The sequence below is a fragment of the Bradyrhizobium sp. AUGA SZCCT0160 genome, assembly GCF_018130105.1.
Classification (GTDB): Bacteria; Pseudomonadota; Alphaproteobacteria; order Rhizobiales; family Xanthobacteraceae; genus Bradyrhizobium.
In genome coordinates, this window is record NZ_JAFCMD010000018.1 from 66,725 (window position 1) to 84,122 (window position 17,398).

The following is a 17,398-nucleotide window of genomic DNA, read 5'->3' on the forward strand; positions in this document are numbered from 1 at the left end:
ACGGGTGGTTAACCTTTCGTTAGAGTATTGCACTGCATCTTCCGCATAGGGAGAACCGCAATGTTTTCAAGCCGCGACGCCTTCGAGAACGATTTCTGCCCCGTTAGGGACGAGTTGCTCGGCGAGATGTACCGCGCCAACGCCAACGGGCTGCCGCTTCTGGTGGAGAGTGTCTCCTCCGAGACGCGCGCGATGCTGGCGCTGTTCTGCTACCGCCGCAGCCACCTGCACTCGCTGGCCCTCGCCATTGCCGCCAGCTGCACCGAGCGCGAGCTGATCTCGCTGGGCGGGCGCGTCGGCTCGACTCTCTACGCGCTGTCCCGCGAACCGGCCGCGCGCTCCACGCCCTCGTCGTCCTACGGCAACCGCAAGCCGATCACGCTCTCGACCAAGCCGCTCTCCACCTTCGCTCCGATTGAAGATCTCGACGACGAAGACCTCGCCGAAGCGGTGCCGGCTTAAGTTTTTCCGCACGTCGTCCCGGCGAAGGCCGGGAGCCATACGCCGCGGCCGTTGTGATGCGGCAAGCGGGTAGAGACTTTTCAACAACAAGCATCGTGGCTAGGCCTTCGCCGGGACGACAGCGGTGAGGCTACACCAACACCGCCAACCCATGCCGCTTCCGCGCCATCGCGCATTCGGGGTCGCCGGGCATGCAGGTCCGGCATACCTCCGGCCGCACCGCATAGATGGTGCACGCCGTCGCCTCGCCGACCTTGCCTGACAACGCCGAACAGCGGTCGCCGTCGCAGCGCATTCCCGACAGCCGATCGTTGACGAATTTCTCCGGGATCAGGTCGAGGTCGGCATCATCCTCGGTCGTGAAGCGCGGCCAGTTCCGGGAATAGCTGCAGCAAGCGCCGCAGGCCTGGCAGGGGCTTTCGCTGGCAGATGTTGATCCGGCTTCATCCATGCTGCCGTTTAGCGCGGAATGAAGCGTCCGGCCAGTGACACGCTCCGTCATTCCGGGCACGCGTCTTCGCGTGAACCTCAGATGTGCCATTGCACATCGGGGAATCTCGAGGTTCCGGGTTCGACACTACGTGTCGCCCCGGAACGACACTATGTATCCTTCGGGGCTTCCCAGACCAGGCTGCGCCGCCATTTCGCCCGCAGCAAATCGCGCCGCTCCGGATATTTCTCGTCGTGATACACCGCGTCGACGACCCGGTCGGTGCGAAAGCTGCGAAAATCCTTCCGCAGCTCGCACCACGCCGCCATGATCCGCACCGCCTCGTGATAGCCGATCGCGATCGGCCAGATCGTGCGCTTGCTCTCGCGGCCATGTTCGTCGCGATAGTCCAGGGTGATCTTCTTGCCCTCGTGAATCTGGGCGCGTGTCCGCACCATGTCGATACGGTCCGGTTCCCGGTTCCAGACCGACCGCGCCCGGCTTGCAGGTTCGAGCACGAAAGGCCGCAACCGTTCCGGGACCGTGTCGGCGATCTTCGCCATCAGGTCCTGCGCGGCGCGCGCCAGCACGGGATCGGCGTGACCTACGACCCATTGCGCGCCGAGCACCGCGGCTTCGATCTCGTCGGGCGTCAGCATCAACGGCGGCAGGTCGAACCCCTTCTCCAGGATGTAGCCCATGCCGGCCTCGCCGCGGATCGGTACGCGCTGTTCGATCAGGGTTGCGATGTCGCGATAGATGGTGCGTTTCGAGGTCTCGAGTTCGGCCGCGATCGCGTCCGCCGTCAGCGGCTTTCGCGTGCGCCGGAGCACCTGAATGATCTGGAACAGCCGGTCGGCGCGTCTCATGGCGAGTCTCTTTTCTGGTCGCTTTTCGCAAGTCCACTTTTCATAGGTCCGCCTGGCCGATGCTGACAGCATGTTGGCAGCAGGGGGTCTGTATATCGGGACAACACCTCAACTGAAGGGAATTTGTCCATGACGATTTTCAGCCAATTCGGTCCCCTGGAAAGCCGCCGGCGTCTTGCGAATAGCCAGGTCTTCGCCCTGGAACAGCTGGTTTCCATCCACAGCGTCACGTCAGATTTGCGCTGGGCGATGGTCGAGCTGGCATGGCGCTCATTGACCGCAATGTGCGCCCTTGCGCAAGGGCAGTTCCTTGCCTGGGCCCGCGGGCGACGCCGTGCGTCGCAGGAAGAGGAAGGTCATGGCCGGCACTGCTGCTGCTGACACCACGGTGGCAGCAGGGCGTCGCTAGGCTTTCCCCACGTTCTTACGGAGATCAGGAGTTTTTCGGATGATCACGCTCTATGGTTTCGGCACAGGCTTTGGCTTGCCGGAAATCAGCCCCTTTGTGACCAAGACCGAGGTCCAGCTGAAGATGGCTGGACTTGCCTATCACAAGGAGAAGGCGATGCCGCCGGCCTCGCCCAAGGGGCAGCTGCCATACATCGTCGACGAGGCCGAGAGCATCGCCGATTCCACCTTCATCCGCGCCCATATCGAGGGCAAATACGGCTTCGATTTCGACGCGCCGCTGAGCTTGCAGGCGCGGGCGCAGGCCTGGGCGTTCGAGCGGATGATCGAACATCACGTCTATTGGGCACTGGTCGGCGCCCGCTGGGTCGATACCGAGAATTTCGCCAAGGGACCGGCGCACTTCTTCGACGCCGCGCCGGAGCACATGCGCGAGAAGCTGCGCGAGGATGCGCAGTTCCGGGTGGCGGAGAACTACTTGCTGAGCGGTCTCGGCCGCCACGCCCCGGAAGAGGATGTCGACCTTGCGGTCCGTTCGCTGTTTGCGCTGTCGGTTCAGCTCGGCGACAAGCCCTATCTGTTTGGCGACACGCCTTGCGGCACCGATGCCACCGCTTTCGGTGCGATTGCCGGCATCCTGACGCCGTACTTCGAATCTCCGCTGCGCCAGCAGACCGAGAAGTTCGGCAACCTGACCGCCTATGTCGACCGGATGATGCTGCAATATTATCCGGAATTCGGCTGGGCGCCGCTGCAGCAGGAGGCTGCGTAGTCGGGTCCGTTCACGCATCTCCGGCGCGCCGGGCAGGGACCGGCACGCCCAGCGATCTGAGTGATCTCCGTCACATCGCATGACATTGAGCAGGCCTACGTTCCCGATCACAGCAGGCGATACTCGCGCTGCACAAATCGGAGAATGACCATGACGATCAAGAAACTCATTGTGTCGGCGATTGCAGTTCTCGCTCTGAGCACTGCCTCGCTGTCCAGCGCGGCTTTCGCCGGCGGGCGCCACGGTGGCCACGGGCACGGCGGCCATGGCCACGGCCATCATCACCACGGCCATCACCACCACGGGCATCACCATCATGGCCATCATCATCATGGCCATCACCACCACGGCCATCACCACCACGGCCACCACCATCACGGCCACTACCACCACGCCCATGGCTACGGCTGCTGGCGGGTGACCTCCTACGGCGTGATCAACGTTTGCCGCAGCTATTATTGATCGGCTGACGCGTAAGAGAACTCGCCCGCAGACGAAGCGGGCGAGTTTTCATTGAACTGACTAATTCGCCGATGCAGGCTGGCCCTTCAATGCGGCCAGTTCCGCCTCGAGCTCCGCGATCCGGGCGTCGCGAGAGGCCAGGGCGGTCGCGACGTCGCCGGCGTCGAATTTTTGCGGAATGTGCTGCGGGCAATTGGTGTCCCATGCCGAGATCCGGAACAGGATGACCTGTTCCGGCCGCGCCTTGTATCCCTTCGGCATCAACGCCTGCGTCAGCGCGGGGTCGTCATCGACCACGCGCGCCTCGCCCCAGATCTTGACGCGCCTGCGGTGCGCATAGTCCATCACGAAGATATGCGCTTGCGGGTTCTCCGAGAGATTGCCTTGCGTAATGTATTGCCGGTTGCCGCTGTAGCCGGCGAACGCGATCGTGTTCTTGTCGATGATTTTGACAAAGCCCTTCGGGCCGCCGCGATGCTGGATGTAGGGGTGGCCGGCGGCCGAGGCGGTGGCAAAATAGAAACTGTTGGTTTCGCCGAGGAAGCCCGCGAGGTTCTCGTCGATCTCGGTGCGCCAGCCGCCGTTTTCTTCGACGCGGGCATAGGCGTCGCGCGATCCCTTACGGGCCTGCACCGCCTTCACCGCCGGGGTGAAGGCGACGTCGCTGGAATAGGTGTGAACGTCTGACATTGGGGTTGCTCCTGCCAAGTTCGGCGGCGCCGGTGCGCCTCTGCTGGGTCATAAGATGCTCTCACCTGGAATTAAAACAATCATTCCGATTGACACGACACTATTGCAATATATGAAATAATGGCATGGACCGTATCGACGCCATGCAGGCCTTTGTCACTGTCGCCGATCTGCAGGGCTTTGCCCCCGCCGCGCGCAAGCTCGGGCTGTCTCCATCGGGCGTGACGCGGCTGATCGCGGCGCTGGAGGACCGTCTTGGCGCCCGGCTGCTGCAGCGGACCACGCGATCCCTGATGCTCACCGATACCGGCGCCCGTTACCTGGAGCGCGCCCGGCAGATCCTCAGCGACGTCGAGGAGGCCGAAAGCGCCGCCGAGGGCGAGCGCACCAGGCCGGGCGGCCGGCTGGCGGTATCAGCGCCGAACGGTTTTGGCCGGCTTCACGTCAGCCCTGTGATGACGGCCTATCTGAAGCGCTACCCCGACGTCTCGGCGGAGCTTCGGCTATCGGACCGCATGATCAATCTGGTGGAGGAGGGCGTCGATCTGGCGGTGCGGATCGGCCATTTGCCGGACTCGACATTGGTCGCGCGCCATGTCGGCGAGATGCGGCGGATCGTGGTGGCCTCAAAGGATTATCTCAAACGGCGCGGGGAGCCGAAGACGCCCGAGGCAATCGCTACGCACGACACCATCCATTTCGGCGCCATGAGCGCTGCACCGGATTGGCGCTTCGCCGTCGAGGGGCGCGAAATTCGCGTCTCGAGCACACCGCGGTTTACCTCCAACAGCGCCGACGCCGCGATCCAGTATGCGGAGGCGGGCGGCGGCCTGACCCGGGTGCTGGCCTATCAGGCCGCCGATTCACTGAAAGCAGGAAGGCTCCGTATCGTGCTGGCGGAATTCGAGCAGCCGGCGCTGCCGATCCACATCGTCTATCCGACCTCGCGGCTGCTGTCGGCCAAGGTGCGGACATTCATCGATCTGGTGACCGAGACCGCGGATTGGCATTTTGGTTAGCGATCGTGCCCCGGACGCAGCGCAGCGTGTAACGATGCGCTGCAGAGCCGGGGCCCATCTCTCCGCGTGGGTCCCGGTTCTGCGGAGCGGCGTGAAGAACGCCGCACCGCGCCCGGGACACGAGGCGAGGCCCTACGCTGCTTCCTTCTTCGGCACCACGCGGAACGTCGCATTGGCGCGCGCGATCACGACGTCGTCGGCCTTGATCAGGCTTTGCGCAAAGCAGATCGTGCGGCCGGTCTTGATCACTTCGCTCTCGATCGCGAGCCATTGCCCGACCTCCGCGGTGCCGATGAAGTCAACCGCCAGCCCGATCGTCACGAATGACGTCGTCCAGTTCGTCGCCTGCGCGCAGCTGTAGCCCATTGCATTGTCGGAGAGGGCCGCGATCAGCCCGCCATGAATCAGGCCGCGGCCGTTGGTGTGCGGTCTTGCAAGTCGCAGCCCGATGATCACGGCCTTGTCGGTCCGCTTGGCATAGAGCGGCTCCCACGGCTCGGTGAGCGGGCTCTTGCGGGTGTGGAGCTCAAAACCATCGGGGATGACTGTCATGTGTGGCTCGCGTGCTGACGATGTCTCTCGTCATTGAACGCAACGCGCCTGCAAAGTCACCGCCTACAAAGTTTTAAACGGGATTCGCATGGGTGTTTGAAATGCAGGACGATCCCTCCCCGTCATTGCGAGCGAAGCGAAGCAATCCATGGCGCCCCCCGGGGAGAGATGGATTGCTTCGTCGCTTCGCTCCCTTGCGCAAACGCTTCGCGTTTGTCGCAGGCAATGACGGTAATGAGCTACAACGGCAACCCCACGTAATTCTCCGACAGCGACGTCGACGCGGCTTTCGAACTGACCAGGTATTCCAGCTCCGCCAGCTGAATCCGCGCGCCGAACTCGCCCTGGTCGGGGAATTTGTGCAGCATCGAGGTCATCCACCACGAGAAGCGCACCGCCTTCCAGACCCGCGTCAGCGCGCGTCCCGAATAATTGTCGATCCCGGCACTGGATTTCTCGTCGTAATATTCGCGCAGCGCGCTCGAGAGGTAATGCACGTCGCTGGCGGCCAGGTTCAGTCCCTTGGCGCCGGTCGGCGGCACGATGTGGGAGGCATCGCCGGCCAGGAACATTTTTCCGAACCGCATCGGCTCGGCGACAAAGCTGCGCAGTGGCGCGATGCTCTTTTCGATCGACGGCCCGGTGACGAGTTCATCGACCGCCTTCTGGTCGAGCCGTCGTTTCAGTTCGTCCCAGAACCGCTCGTCCGGCCATTGATCGATATGGTCGTCCAGCGGGCATTGCACGTAATAGCGGCTGCGGTGGGTCGAGCGCATGGTGCACAGCGCAAAGCCGCGCGCATGGTTGGAATAGATCAGCTCAGGGCTGACCGGCGGGGTTTCCGAAAGAATCCCAAGCCAGCCGAACGGATAGATCCGCTCAAAGGTCTGGATCGCCGAAGGTTTCACGCTGGCGCGACTGACGCCGTGAAACCCGTCGCAGCCGGCGATGAAGTCGCAGGCGATCTCGTGAGTGACGCCGTCCTTGGTGTAGGTGACGCGCGGATGATCGGTGTCGAAATCATGCGGTTTGACCTCACTGGTCTGATAGACCGTGGTGAGGCCGGCGGCCTTGCGCGCGTTCATCAGGTCGAGCGTCACCTCGGTCTGGCCGTAGATCATGACCGTCTTGCCGGTCGCCGCGTGCATGTCGATGCGGTGCCGCGCGCCGCCGAACGCCAGTTCCACGCCATGGTGCACCAGGCCCTCGCGATGGGCGCGCGCGCCGGCGCCGACCTCGTCGAGCAGCGCCACGGTGCCCTCTTCCAGGAGGCCGGCGCGGATGCGGCCGAGCACATATTCCGGGGTCTGGCGCTCGAGAATGACGTTATCGATGCCGTAGCGGTGAAGTAGTTGCCCAAGCAACAATCCAGCCGGCCCGGCACCTATGATTGCGACTTTAGTCCGCAATTGTTTGCTCCCATGGTCTGATACAGATTGGCACGCCGACGCTTGCGCGAGGTGTTGCAATGATAATTATATCATATAACAATTTTCGCAAACAGCGTTGGCGCGAAACATTGTCGTTTGTTGCGCTGCACCGCAAGGCCGTCCTGTCGACGGACGCGTGGAAGCGTCGCACCAAACGTCCGGCTTGAAAAGCCGCGCCAACTATATAACATGTTAACTAACAAGACCGGGCGCCAAGCCCGCCTTCATGCGCAAAGGGAGAGAATGCCGATGAGAAAAGCGTTTTTGGCGCTGCTGCTCGCCGCCAGTGTGACACCTGCGATGGCGCAGGAAAAAAACTTCGAATTGAAATTGTCGCATTGGGTGCCGGCGTCGCACCCGCTGCAGAAGGCGCTGGAAGACTGGGGCTCCGCAGTCGAAAAGGAATCCGGCGGCACCATCAAATACAAGGTGTTCCCGGCCCAGCAGCTCGGCAAGGCGTTTGACCATTATGACATGGCGCGCGACGGCATTGCCGACGTCACCTATATCAACCCGGGTTATCAGCCCGGCCGTTTCCCGATCATCGGCGCCGGCGAATTGCCGTTCCTGATGTCGGACGCCAAGGGCGGCTCGATGGCGCTCGACGCCTGGTACCGCAAATATGCCGAGAAGGAGATGAAGGACGTCAAGTTCTGCCTCGGCTTCATTCACTCGCCCTCCACGTTCCATTCGCGCACCAAGAAGATCGTGGTGCCCGAAGACATCAAGGGCATGAAGATCCGCCCCGCCCATGCCACCATGGCGAATTACGTCACCCTGCTCGGCGGCACCAACGTGCAGTCCTCGGCGCCCGAGGTCCGCGACATCATCGAGCGCGGCGTCGCCGACGCCGTCACCTTCCCGTGGGGATCGGTGCTGCTGTTCGGCATCGACAAGGTGACGAAGTATCACATCGAGGCGCCTCTCTATGTCACGACCTTTGCCTTCGTGATGAACAAGGACAAATACAACCAGATGTCCGACCGCCAGAAGAAGGCGATCGACAACAACTGCAACACCGAGGCCGCCGGCCGCGTCGGCGAGCCCTGGGGCATCTACGAGAACTCCGGTGTCGCCAAGATCAAGGCGCTGCCCGACCACGAGGTCTACAAACTGTCGCCGGAGCAGACCGCGCTCTGGAAGAAGGCGTCCGAGCCGCTGATCAAGACCTGGGCGGACAATGTCAAGAAAGCCGGCGGCGACCCGGATGCGGCGATGACCGCGCTTCGCGCCGAACTGACCAAGCACAACGCTTTGGCGCAGTAACGCGCTCCGCTGCGCCCCCTCTCCCGCTCTTGCGGGGGAGGGTCGGGGTGGGGGTGTCTCCGCAATAAGAATCTTCGTGTGGAGAGAGCCCCCACCCGGCGCTTCGCGCCGACCTCCCCCGCAAGCGGGAGAGGTGAACTGAGTTCCAGGCGCCACCTTGATCAACTCGTTTAAGTCTTAGGACCTCCCCACATGAATCGCGCTTCGATGGATCGTTTCATCGATACGATCGAATGGATCGCGGCGGCGTTTGTCGGCATCGTCGCCGCCAACATTTTCCTCGCCGTGCTGCTGCGTAACATCTTCAACTATTCGATCCCGGATTCCTTCGACATCGGCCGCATGATGCTCGGCATCCTGATCTTCTGGGGCATCGCGGCGACCAGCTATCGCGGCGGGCACATCACCGTCGATCTGGTCTGGGCCAATGTCGGTCCGAGATACCAGCGCTGGATCGACGTGTTCGCGACCCTGGTCCTGCTGTTCGTCGTGGCGGTGCAGACCTGGACGCTGTTCGACAAGGTGCAGGGCACCTACAACGACAACGTCCTGACCTTCGACATGCGGATGCCGACCTGGCCGTTTTTCGCGATCGCGTGGGCCGGCGACGCCTCCGCGGTGCTGCTGATCGCGATCCGCACCTACCGCCTGATCTTCCATCCGGAAGACATCCATGATGCCAAAGAAACCACGGTGGAGTAGGGCATCATGAGCACCGACGCCGTCGCCATTCTCGGATTTGTCGCGCTGTTCGCGCTGATGTTGCTGCGCGTGCCGGTGGGCATGGCGATGGGCCTCGTCGGCGTCACCGGCTTTGGATATCTCGTCGGCTTTTCCCCGGCGCTCAAGATGGTCGGCCAGACCTCGATGCGCACGGTGACCGACTATACGTTCGGCGTCATTCCGATGTTCCTCTTGATGGGCGCCTTCGTCAGCAACTCCGGGATGAGTCGCGAACTGTTTCGCGCCGCCAACGGCTTCGTCGGCCATCTGCGCGGCGGCCTCGGCATTGCCACGGTCGCGGCCTGCGGCGGCTTTGCCGCGATCTGCGGCTCGTCGGTGGCGACGGCCGCGACGTTTTCCGCCGTCGCCTATCCGGAAATGCGGCGCTTCGGCTATCCGCAATCCTTCGCCACCGGCGTGATCGCGGCCGGCGGCACGCTGGGCGCGATGCTGCCGCCGTCGACCGTGCTGGCGGTCTACGGCATCATCACCGAGCAGGACATCGGCAAGCTGTTCATGGCCGGCATCATTCCCGGCCTGCTCGCGATGGCCATGTACATGATCACGATCTCGCTGATCGGCTGGTTCCGGCCCGACTTCCTGCCGAAGGGACCGCAAACCAGCTGGCGCGAACGCTTTGCCGGCCTGAAAGACATCTGGGCGCCGGTCTTGTTGTTCGTCTTCGTGATCGGCGGGCTGTACGGCCTGCCGTTCCTGCCGCGCTTCACGCCGACGGAAGCCGGCGGCGTCGGCGCCACCGGCGCGTTCCTGATCGGCGTGCTCACCGGGCGGCTGAACAAGGAAAAAATCCTGAACTCGCTGCTGCAGGCGACCCGCACCGCGGCCGCGGTCTTCACCGTGCTGATCGGCGCCTTGATCTTCGGCTATTTCCTCACGGTGACGCAGACCCCGCAAAAGGTCACCGAACTGCTCACCGGCCTCGGGCTCGGCCCCTACGGCATCCTCGCGCTGATCATGGTGATGTATCTGGTGCTGGGCTGCCTGATGGACGCGATGGCGATGATCATCCTGACGGTGCCGATCATCTTCCCCGTCATCATGCATCTCGGTTTTGATCCGATCTGGTTCGGCGTCATCATCGTGATGACGGTGGAGTTGGGCCTGATCCATCCGCCGGTCGGGATGAACGTCTTTGTCATCAAGAGCGTGGTCAAGGACGTGTCGTTCACCACGATCTTCCGCGGCGTGATCCCGTTCGTCGTGACCGACCTGATCCGCCTCGTGATCCTGATCGCATTCCCGATCCTGGCGCTCTGGCTCCCGCAACGCATGATGGGGTAATTCCATGACGCCGCAGCTTGAGACAAAGTATATCTTCACGCTTACCGTCCGCATCGGCGAGGTGACTTCGGCCGGCGAGACCGGCCACGGCGTGCGCCGGATCATCCCGATCCTGGGCGGCGAGGTGCAGGGCGAAGGCGTCAACGGCAAGATCTGCGCGTTCGGCGCGGATTTTCAGATCATCCGGCCCAACGAGCTGATCGAGCTGGAAGCCAAATACGCCTTCGAGACCGACGACGGCGCGACCGTCTATGTCGAGAACAAGGGGCTGCGTTTCGGTCCGGTCGATCTGCTGCAAAAACTCAAGCGCGGCGAGCCGGTCGATCCCAAGCTGATCTACTTCCGCACCGTGCCGAAATTCGAAACCGGCCACGAAAAATACCGCTGGCTGATGGAAAACCTCTTCATCGGCTCCGCCGCCCGCCACACCGACCGCGTCGTCATCGACGTGCACCAGGTGTTGTGAGCCTTTCGGAGTAGGCCGTAGGATGGGTTGAGCTCTTCGCGAAACCCATCACCTCACCGCGCGAGTGTGCCCGTATGACCGGCTATCGTCGCAACTTCGTTGCTGGAGGCTGCTTCTTCTTCACCGTCAATCTCGCGGATCGACGGTTGCGCCTCCTGACAGAGCACATCGATGAATTGCGCATGGCGTTTCGGAAGGTGCGGCAGCAGCATCCGTTCACGATCGACGCCATGGTCGTTCTGCCCGATCACCTCCACGCGGTATGGACACTCCCCGAGGGCGACGCCAATTTTGCCACACGCTGGCGACTGATCAAGTCGGTGTTCTCGCACAGCCTGCCGGCCGGCGAACAAATTTCCGGGAGCCGCGCGGCCAAGGGCGAGCGCGGCATCTGGCAACGCCGGTACTGGGAGCATACCGTTCGCGACGAGACCGACTTTGAGCGCCACGTCGACTACATCCATATCAATCCGGTGAAACATGGTCTCGTCGCGCGGGTTGTGGATTGGCCTTTTTCGTCGTTCCATCGCATGGTGAAGCTAGGCGTCTATCCTGAGGATTGGGCAGGCGTCGTGATGAACGAGGATGCAGGTTTTGGCGAACGGGGATAGGTTTGCTGAGCAAGACGATGGGTTTCGCGAAGAGCTCAACCCATCCTACGCACTTAAAGCGTGACTATGTGTTACGTCGTCCCAATTGACGCAGAGCGTAGGATGGGTTGAGCTCTTCGCGAAACCCATCACCTTACCGCCCGAGCGTGCCCGCATGGCCGGCTACCGCCGCAACTTTGTTGCTGGAGAACTCGTCTCCGGGGAGATCACGGCATAAGCCGTAAAGCCATTGCGCAGGGAAGGCCGGGTGTTCTCCGCTGCCCTGTATGCTCGTGTGCATTTTGTTTTGTGCTAACCGCACACGGGACCGCGGGTGCAGCGCGCACCCGGTCTTCCCTGCGCCCTCTATTTTCGAGGGCAAAGGAATTTCTGGCAAAGCTCGGGCGCAATGCGTCGCGAGAAGGTGAAAGTGCGCTTAGTGCACGGTGCAGCTACAAACACCGCCGTCGTCCCGGGCTTGACCCGGGACCCACGCCGCGGCCTATCCGTTAGAGCGCTGGCGTTAGACACCTTCTGCAACAATGACTGCCGCGGCAGTATGGGTCCCGGCTCAAGGCCGGGACGACAAAAGCGAGAGGATTGACTCCCTCGCCAATAGTTATAAAATATAACTATTCTGGACGGGAAACAATAATCCATGGGAAACGCCGCTTCCGCAACCGCTGACCAGGCCGGATTGCTCACCATCGAGAAGTCAGGCGCGGTGCTGACCGTCGGCCTCAACCGGCCCGCCAAGCGCAATGCGCTGAACGACGGCATTATCCTTGCGATCCAGGATTGCTTCGCCAATCTTCCCGAAGGGACCGGCGCCGTGGTCATCCATGGCATCGGCGACCATTTCTCCTCCGGCCTCGATCTGTCCGAACTGACCGAGCACGATGCGACCGAGGGCCTGCGGCACTCGCAGATGTGGCATCGGGTGTTCGACCGCATTCAATATAGCCCCGTGCCCGTCATTGCGGCGCTCAAGGGCGCGGTGATCGGCGGCGGGCTGGAGCTGGCCTGCGCCGCGCATATCCGCGTCGCCGAACCGTCAGCCTATTTCGCGCTGCCCGAGGGCCAGCGCGGTATCTTCGTCGGCGGCGGCGGCTCGGTGCGGCTGCCGCGGCTGATCGGGGTGGCGCGGATGACCGACATGATGTTGACGGGGCGGGTCTATTCCGCGACCGAAGGCGCCGCCTACGGCTTCTCGCAATATCTCACCGAGGCCGGCGGCGCGCTGCCCAAGGCGCTGGAACTGGCCGAACGCGTCGCGGCCAATGCCCCGCTAACCAATTTTGCGGTGCTTCAGGCGCTGCCGATGATCGCGGAAGCCAATCCGCAGGCCGGCCTGTTGATGGAGTCGCTGATGGCCACGGTGGCGCAGAGCGACAAGGAAGCAAAACGCCGGATCCGCGAGTTTCTCGATCGCAAGACCGCCAAAGTGAAACCGACCTGACATGAGCGCCAAGCCCAGCATGTCCCCGATTGAAAGCGGCACGCGCACCGGCAGCGCCCATCCGCTCCGCGCGATCTCGTTCGGCAATCCCGACATCACGGTCGATCGCCGCGATGACGGCACCATCTATCTCAGGCCGAAGCTCAAACTGCGCGACTATCCCGTGCGCATAACGGATCGCCTGCATCATTGGGCGAAGGAAGCGCCCGAGCGCGTCTTCATGGCGGAACGCGACGCGACGACCGGCGGCTGGCGCAAGCTCACCTACGCGCAACTGCTGACCTCGACGCGGCGCATCGCCTCGGCGCTGCTGGCGCGCGGGCTTTCGGCGGAAAAGCCGATCGTGATCCTGTCAGGCAATTCGGTCGACCATGCGCTGCTGGCGTTCGGCGCGCTCTATGCCGGCATTCCCTTCTGCCCGGTATCGCCGGCCTATTCGCTGGTGTCGCGCGACTACGGCAAGCTCGCCTTCCTGATGAAGCTGTTGACGCCCGGCCTCGTCTTCGCCGACGACGCAGGCAAATTCGCCGATGCACTTGCCACCAACGTTTCGCAGGGAACGGAGATCGCAGCAACGCGCGGCGAGGTGCCTGGCCGCGACGTGACGCTGCTGTCGGACCTCTTGGCGACGCCGGAGCATTGGCGCCTCGACGCGGCCCATGACGCCATCGGCCCGGACACCATCGCCAAGTTTCTGTTGACGTCGGGCTCGACCGGCAACCCCAAGGCCGTCATCAACACCCAGCGGATGATCTGCGCCAACCAGGTGATGCTGCGCGAAACGCTGGCCTTCCTGATGGACGAGCCGCCCGTGATCATCGACTGGCTGCCGTGGAATCACACCTTCGGCGGCAATCACAATATCGGGCTGACACTGTTCAACGGCGGCTCGATGTATCTCGACGAGGGCAAGCCGATGCCCGGCGGCATCGAGGAGACCGTGCGTAACCTCCGGGAGATTTCGCCGACGGTCTATTTCAACGTCCCCAAGGGCTATGAATCGCTGCTGCCTTATCTGCGCGAAGATTCAGCGCTGCGCGCAAAGTTTTTCGGACGGTTGCATGCGATGTTCTTCTCCGGCGCGGCGCTGTCGCCGTTCATCTGGAACAGCCTCGACGAACTCGCGGTGCAGGAGACCGGCTTTCGCGTACCGATGCTGACCGGCCTCGGCGCCACGGAAACCTCGCCGTTCTTCATGTCGGTACGGCCCGACACCAGCCGCTCCGGCCATGTCGGCCTGCCCGTGCTCGGCAACGACGCAAAGCTCCTGCCCAACAACGGCAAGCTGGAAGTCCGCGCCAAGGGTCCGAACGTCACGCCGGGGTACTGGCGTCAGCCCGAACTGACCGCGGCGGCGTTCGACGAGGAAGGTTTCTACAAGTTCGGCGATGCGCTCAAGCCTGTTGATCCCGACAATTTCGACGCCGGCTTCGACTTCGATGGCCGCATCGCAGAGGATTTCAAGCTCGCCAGCGGCACCTGGGTCAGCGTCGGCCCCTTGAGAGCGCGGTTCGTCGCGGCCTGCGCGCCTTTGGTGCGCGATGTCGTGATCGCCGGCATCAACCGCGACGAACTATCGGCGCTGGTGATGCTCGATCTCGACGGCTGCCGTCTCATCAATCCAAAACTTCCGGCGAACGATCTCGCGGCAGCGGCAGCCGATCCGCTGATCCGCGCGGCGTTCCGCGAGCGGTTTCAAAAGCTGCTGGCCGAAGCCACGGGCTCGTCGACCCGGATCACGCGCGCGGTGCTGTTCGATGCGGCGCTGTCGATCGATCGCGGCGAAGTCACCGACAAGGGCTCCATCAACCAGCGCGCGGTGATCGAGCATCGCAGCGCGCTGATCGATCAGATTTATTCACCGGCGCCGCCGGCGCAGGTCATCGCGCTGAAATGAATTCCAGCAACTCAACTTCGAGAAGATTCTACCAGGGAGAAGCACCATGCAGTTGAAGGACCAGGCCGCCATCGTCACCGGTGGCGCATCCGGATTGGGCGCGGCCACCGCGCGCCGGCTTGCCGCGCAGGGCGCCAAGGTCGCGGTGTGCGACCTCAACGCCAAGCTTGCTGAAACCGTCGCCGCCGAAATCGGCGGCGTCGCCGTGGTCTGCGACGTCTCGGACGCCGCCTCGGCGGAAGCGGCGGTCGCCGCCGCCGCGAAGGCGCATGGCCCGGCCCGCGTGCTGGTCAATTGCGCCGGCATCGGCGTCGCCAAGCGCGTGATCGGCAAGGAAGGCCCGATGGCGCTCACCGATTTCGACCGCGTGATCAAGGTCAATCTGATCGGCTCGTTCAACATGCTGCGGCTCGCAACCGCAGGGATGTCGAAGCTGGACCCGCTTGAAACCGGCGAGCGCGGCGTCGTGATTTCGACCGCCTCGGTCGCGGCCTATGACGGCCAGATCGGCCAATCAGCCTATTCGGCTTCCAAGGGCGGCATCGTCGCGATGACGCTGCCGATCGCGCGCGAACTGGCGCAATTCGGCATTCGCGTGCTGACCATTGCGCCCGGCCTGTTCCTCACGCCGCTGCTGGCCAATTTGCCGCAGGAAGCACAGGACTCGCTCGCCGCCTCGATCCCGTTCCCTCGCCGGCTCGGGCAGGCCGATGAATTTGCCTCGCTGGCGCTGCATATGATCGACAACCCCTATCTGAACGGCGAAGTGGTGCGGCTCGATGCCGCGCTCCGCATGGCCCCGCGCTAAGTATGGTCCTGGATTACATCATCGGGGTTGAGTGATGTTCGTTAACCGCCGCGACGTGCAGATCCAGTGGGGCGATTGCGACCCCGCCAACATCGTCTACTACCCGCGCTACTTCGCGATGTTCGACGATTCGACCTCGATCATGTTCGAAGCGGCCGGTTTTTCGAAACAGGACATCATCCACAAATACGGCCTCGTCGGCATTCCCATGGTCGATACGCGGGCGAAATTCCACATCCCATCGACCCATGGCGACTGGATCAGAATCGAAAGCCGGATCGAGAGTTTCAAGCGCTCCAGCTTCGAGGTGGTCCACAACGTGTTCAAGGGCGAGGCGCTGGCGATTGAGGCGTTCGAGACCCGCGTGCTGGTCGGCAGGCATCCGGACGATCCCGCGCGGCTGAAATCGGCTCCGATGCCGCCGGAGATCATCGAGCGGTTTACGCGGGGCTGAGACATATATGGCGGACTTGTTAGCTGACTTGGCGCGTCGCATGACCTAAAGAAGGGGCTGAACTGGCGACCGATTTTTGATCTAAAATTAAAACAATATCCAAGGGAGGAATGAATGAAGAAGTTTTATCTGTCCGCTGCCGTGATTGCGGCGTCGCTGGCGCTGCCGGCCGTGCCCGCGTTGGCGCAAGCCAATGAAATCGTCATCGGCATCACCATCGTCACCACCGGCCCGGCCGCGGCCCTTGGCATTCCCGAGCGCAATGCGCTGGAATTCGTGCCGAAGGAAATTGGCGGCGTGCCGCTGAAACTGATCGTGCTCGACGACGGCGGCGATCCGACCGCCGCCACCACCAACGCGCGGCGCTTCGTCACCGAATCCAAGGCCGACATCATCATGGGTTCGTCGACCACGCCGCCGACGATTGCCGTCTCCACCGTCGCCAACGAAGCCGGCATTCCGCATTTCGCGCTGGCGCCGCTGCCGATCAACGAGGCGCGCATGAAATGGTCGGTCGCGATGCCGCAGCCGATCCCGATCATGGGCAAGGTGCTGTACGAGCACATGAAGGCCCACGGCATCAAGACCGTCGGTTACATCGGTTACTCGGATTCCTACGGCGACCTCTGGTTCAATGATTTCAAGGCCCAGGCCGTTCCGATGGGCATAGCCCTCGCGACTGAAGAGCGTTATGCCCGTACCGATACGTCGGTCACCGGCCAGGTGCTGAAGCTGCTCGCCGCCAATCCCGACGCGGTCCTCGTCGGCGGCTCCGGCACCGCCGCGGCCTTGCCGCAGGCCGCGCTGCGTGAGCGTGGCTACAAGGGCCTGATCTATCAGACCCACGGCGCCGCCAGCATGGACTTCATCCGTATTGCTGGTGCGGCGGCGGAAGGCGTGATCATGTCTTCCGGTCCGGTGATGTCGCCGGAAACCCAGCCCGACAGCGCACTGACCAAGAAGCCGGGTCTCGCGCTCAACACCGCCTATGAAGCCAAGTACGGCGCCAACAGCCGCAGCCAGTTCGCCGGCCATTCCTATGATGCCTTTGAAGTCCTCAAGCGCGTCATTCCGCCGGCCCTGAAGGCCGGCAAGCCCGGCACGCCGGAATTCCGTGAAGGCATCCGTCAGGCGCTATTAACCGAACGCGACATCGCCGCCAGCCAGGGCGTCTACAACTTCACCGAAAAAGACCGCTACGGCCTGGATGACCGCTCGCGCATCATCCTGACCGTGAACAACGGGAAGTACGTTCCGGCGAAGTGAGGGACGTCGTAGGGTGGGCAAAGCGAAGCGTGCCCACCACTACCTCCATGAAGAATGGTGGGCACGGCGCAAG

20 protein-coding genes are annotated in these 17,398 nt (G+C 62.9%); 15 read left to right on the forward strand and 5 right to left on the reverse strand.

The window, feature by feature from the left end; translation table 11 throughout:
- Window positions 1-60: 60 nt before the first annotated feature.
- Window positions 61-462: a hypothetical protein gene (locus JQ558_RS25750; RefSeq protein WP_212206114.1), complete on the forward strand. Its 402-nt coding sequence runs from the start codon at window positions 61-63 to the stop codon at window positions 460-462.
- 130 nt (window positions 463-592) lie between these two features.
- On the opposite strand, the gene JQ558_RS25755 is transcribed toward JQ558_RS25750, so the two are convergent.
- Window positions 593-913, reverse strand: a complete 321-nt coding sequence (locus JQ558_RS25755) for a YkgJ family cysteine cluster protein (RefSeq protein WP_212206845.1) — start codon at window positions 911-913, stop codon at window positions 593-595.
- Between the two features lie 149 nt (window positions 914-1,062).
- A complete protein-coding gene (locus JQ558_RS25760; protein ID WP_211999372.1) occupies window positions 1,063-1,761 on the reverse strand; it encodes a YafY family protein in 699 nt (232 codons plus the stop codon).
- 129 nt (window positions 1,762-1,890) lie between these two features.
- Here JQ558_RS25760 and JQ558_RS25765 point away from each other — a divergent pair, with 129 nt between their 5' ends.
- From JQ558_RS25765 to JQ558_RS25775, 3 genes are all read left to right on the forward strand, one after another.
- Window positions 1,891-2,142, forward strand: a complete 252-nt coding sequence (locus tag JQ558_RS25765) for a hypothetical protein (RefSeq protein ID WP_212206122.1) — start codon at window positions 1,891-1,893, stop codon at window positions 2,140-2,142.
- 67 nt (window positions 2,143-2,209) lie between these two features.
- Window positions 2,210-2,941: a glutathione S-transferase family protein gene (locus tag JQ558_RS25770; protein ID WP_212295552.1), complete on the forward strand. Its 732-nt coding sequence runs from the start codon at window positions 2,210-2,212 to the stop codon at window positions 2,939-2,941.
- A 265-nt stretch (window positions 2,942-3,206) separates the two neighbouring features.
- A complete protein-coding gene (locus JQ558_RS25775) occupies window positions 3,207-3,362 on the forward strand; it encodes a hypothetical protein (RefSeq protein WP_212295553.1) in 156 nt (51 codons plus the stop codon).
- Between the two features lie 101 nt (window positions 3,363-3,463).
- Here the strand turns inward: JQ558_RS25775 and JQ558_RS25780 are convergent, their stop codons facing one another.
- Window positions 3,464-4,093 carry a pyridoxamine 5'-phosphate oxidase family protein gene (locus tag JQ558_RS25780; RefSeq protein ID WP_212295554.1) on the reverse strand — a complete coding sequence of 210 codons (630 nt, stop codon included), beginning with the start codon at window positions 4,091-4,093 and terminating at the stop codon, window positions 3,464-3,466.
- Between the two features lie 125 nt (window positions 4,094-4,218).
- Between JQ558_RS25780 and JQ558_RS25785 the strand changes: the two genes are divergently transcribed.
- Window positions 4,219-5,112, forward strand: a complete 894-nt coding sequence (locus JQ558_RS25785) for a LysR family transcriptional regulator (RefSeq protein WP_212295555.1) — start codon at window positions 4,219-4,221, stop codon at window positions 5,110-5,112.
- A 132-nt stretch (window positions 5,113-5,244) separates the two neighbouring features.
- Here JQ558_RS25785 and JQ558_RS25790 read toward each other — a convergent pair whose 3' ends face one another.
- On the reverse strand, window positions 5,245-5,664 hold the full coding sequence (locus JQ558_RS25790) for a PaaI family thioesterase (RefSeq protein WP_212295556.1): 420 nt from the start codon (window positions 5,662-5,664) through the stop codon (window positions 5,245-5,247).
- 239 nt (window positions 5,665-5,903) lie between these two features.
- Window positions 5,904-7,073, reverse strand: a complete 1,170-nt coding sequence (pobA, locus tag JQ558_RS25795) for a 4-hydroxybenzoate 3-monooxygenase (protein ID WP_212295557.1) — start codon at window positions 7,071-7,073, stop codon at window positions 5,904-5,906.
- A gap of 270 nt (window positions 7,074-7,343) precedes the next feature.
- Here pobA and JQ558_RS25800 point away from each other — a divergent pair, with 270 nt between their 5' ends.
- From JQ558_RS25800 to JQ558_RS25845, 10 genes are all read left to right on the forward strand, one after another.
- Window positions 7,344-8,360: a TRAP transporter substrate-binding protein gene (locus tag JQ558_RS25800; protein WP_212295558.1), complete on the forward strand. Its 1,017-nt coding sequence runs from the start codon at window positions 7,344-7,346 to the stop codon at window positions 8,358-8,360.
- A gap of 192 nt (window positions 8,361-8,552) precedes the next feature.
- On the forward strand, window positions 8,553-9,062 hold the full coding sequence (locus JQ558_RS25805; RefSeq protein WP_212206144.1) for a TRAP transporter small permease: 510 nt from the start codon (window positions 8,553-8,555) through the stop codon (window positions 9,060-9,062).
- A 6-nt stretch (window positions 9,063-9,068) separates the two neighbouring features.
- The gene (locus tag JQ558_RS25810; RefSeq protein WP_212275882.1) at window positions 9,069-10,385 is read left to right on the forward strand and encodes a TRAP transporter large permease; all 1,317 of its coding nucleotides are present in this window, start codon (window positions 9,069-9,071) and stop codon (window positions 10,383-10,385) included.
- 4 nt (window positions 10,386-10,389) lie between these two features.
- The gene (locus JQ558_RS25815; RefSeq protein WP_212275881.1) at window positions 10,390-10,851 is read left to right on the forward strand and encodes a DUF3237 domain-containing protein; all 462 of its coding nucleotides are present in this window, start codon (window positions 10,390-10,392) and stop codon (window positions 10,849-10,851) included.
- Between the two features lie 74 nt (window positions 10,852-10,925).
- Window positions 10,926-11,462, forward strand: a complete 537-nt coding sequence (locus JQ558_RS25820; protein ID WP_212206149.1) for an REP-associated tyrosine transposase — start codon at window positions 10,926-10,928, stop codon at window positions 11,460-11,462.
- Window positions 11,463-12,099: 637 nt separating this feature from the next.
- Window positions 12,100-12,900 (forward strand): crotonase/enoyl-CoA hydratase family protein, encoded by an 801-nt coding sequence (locus JQ558_RS25825; RefSeq protein ID WP_192737098.1) that lies wholly within the window; start codon window positions 12,100-12,102, stop codon window positions 12,898-12,900.
- Between the two features lies 1 nt (window position 12,901).
- The gene (locus tag JQ558_RS25830) at window positions 12,902-14,797 is read left to right on the forward strand and encodes a feruloyl-CoA synthase (protein ID WP_212295559.1); all 1,896 of its coding nucleotides are present in this window, start codon (window positions 12,902-12,904) and stop codon (window positions 14,795-14,797) included.
- Window positions 14,798-14,843: 46 nt separating this feature from the next.
- The gene (locus JQ558_RS25835; protein WP_212275876.1) at window positions 14,844-15,605 is read left to right on the forward strand and encodes an SDR family NAD(P)-dependent oxidoreductase; all 762 of its coding nucleotides are present in this window, start codon (window positions 14,844-14,846) and stop codon (window positions 15,603-15,605) included.
- A gap of 34 nt (window positions 15,606-15,639) precedes the next feature.
- Window positions 15,640-16,059, forward strand: coding sequence for a thioesterase family protein (locus JQ558_RS25840; RefSeq protein ID WP_212206158.1), 420 nt, complete (start codon window positions 15,640-15,642; stop codon window positions 16,057-16,059).
- Between the two features lie 114 nt (window positions 16,060-16,173).
- Window positions 16,174-17,325: an ABC transporter substrate-binding protein gene (locus tag JQ558_RS25845; RefSeq protein ID WP_192737102.1), complete on the forward strand. Its 1,152-nt coding sequence runs from the start codon at window positions 16,174-16,176 to the stop codon at window positions 17,323-17,325.
- The last annotated feature ends 73 nt before the right edge of the window (window positions 17,326-17,398 follow it).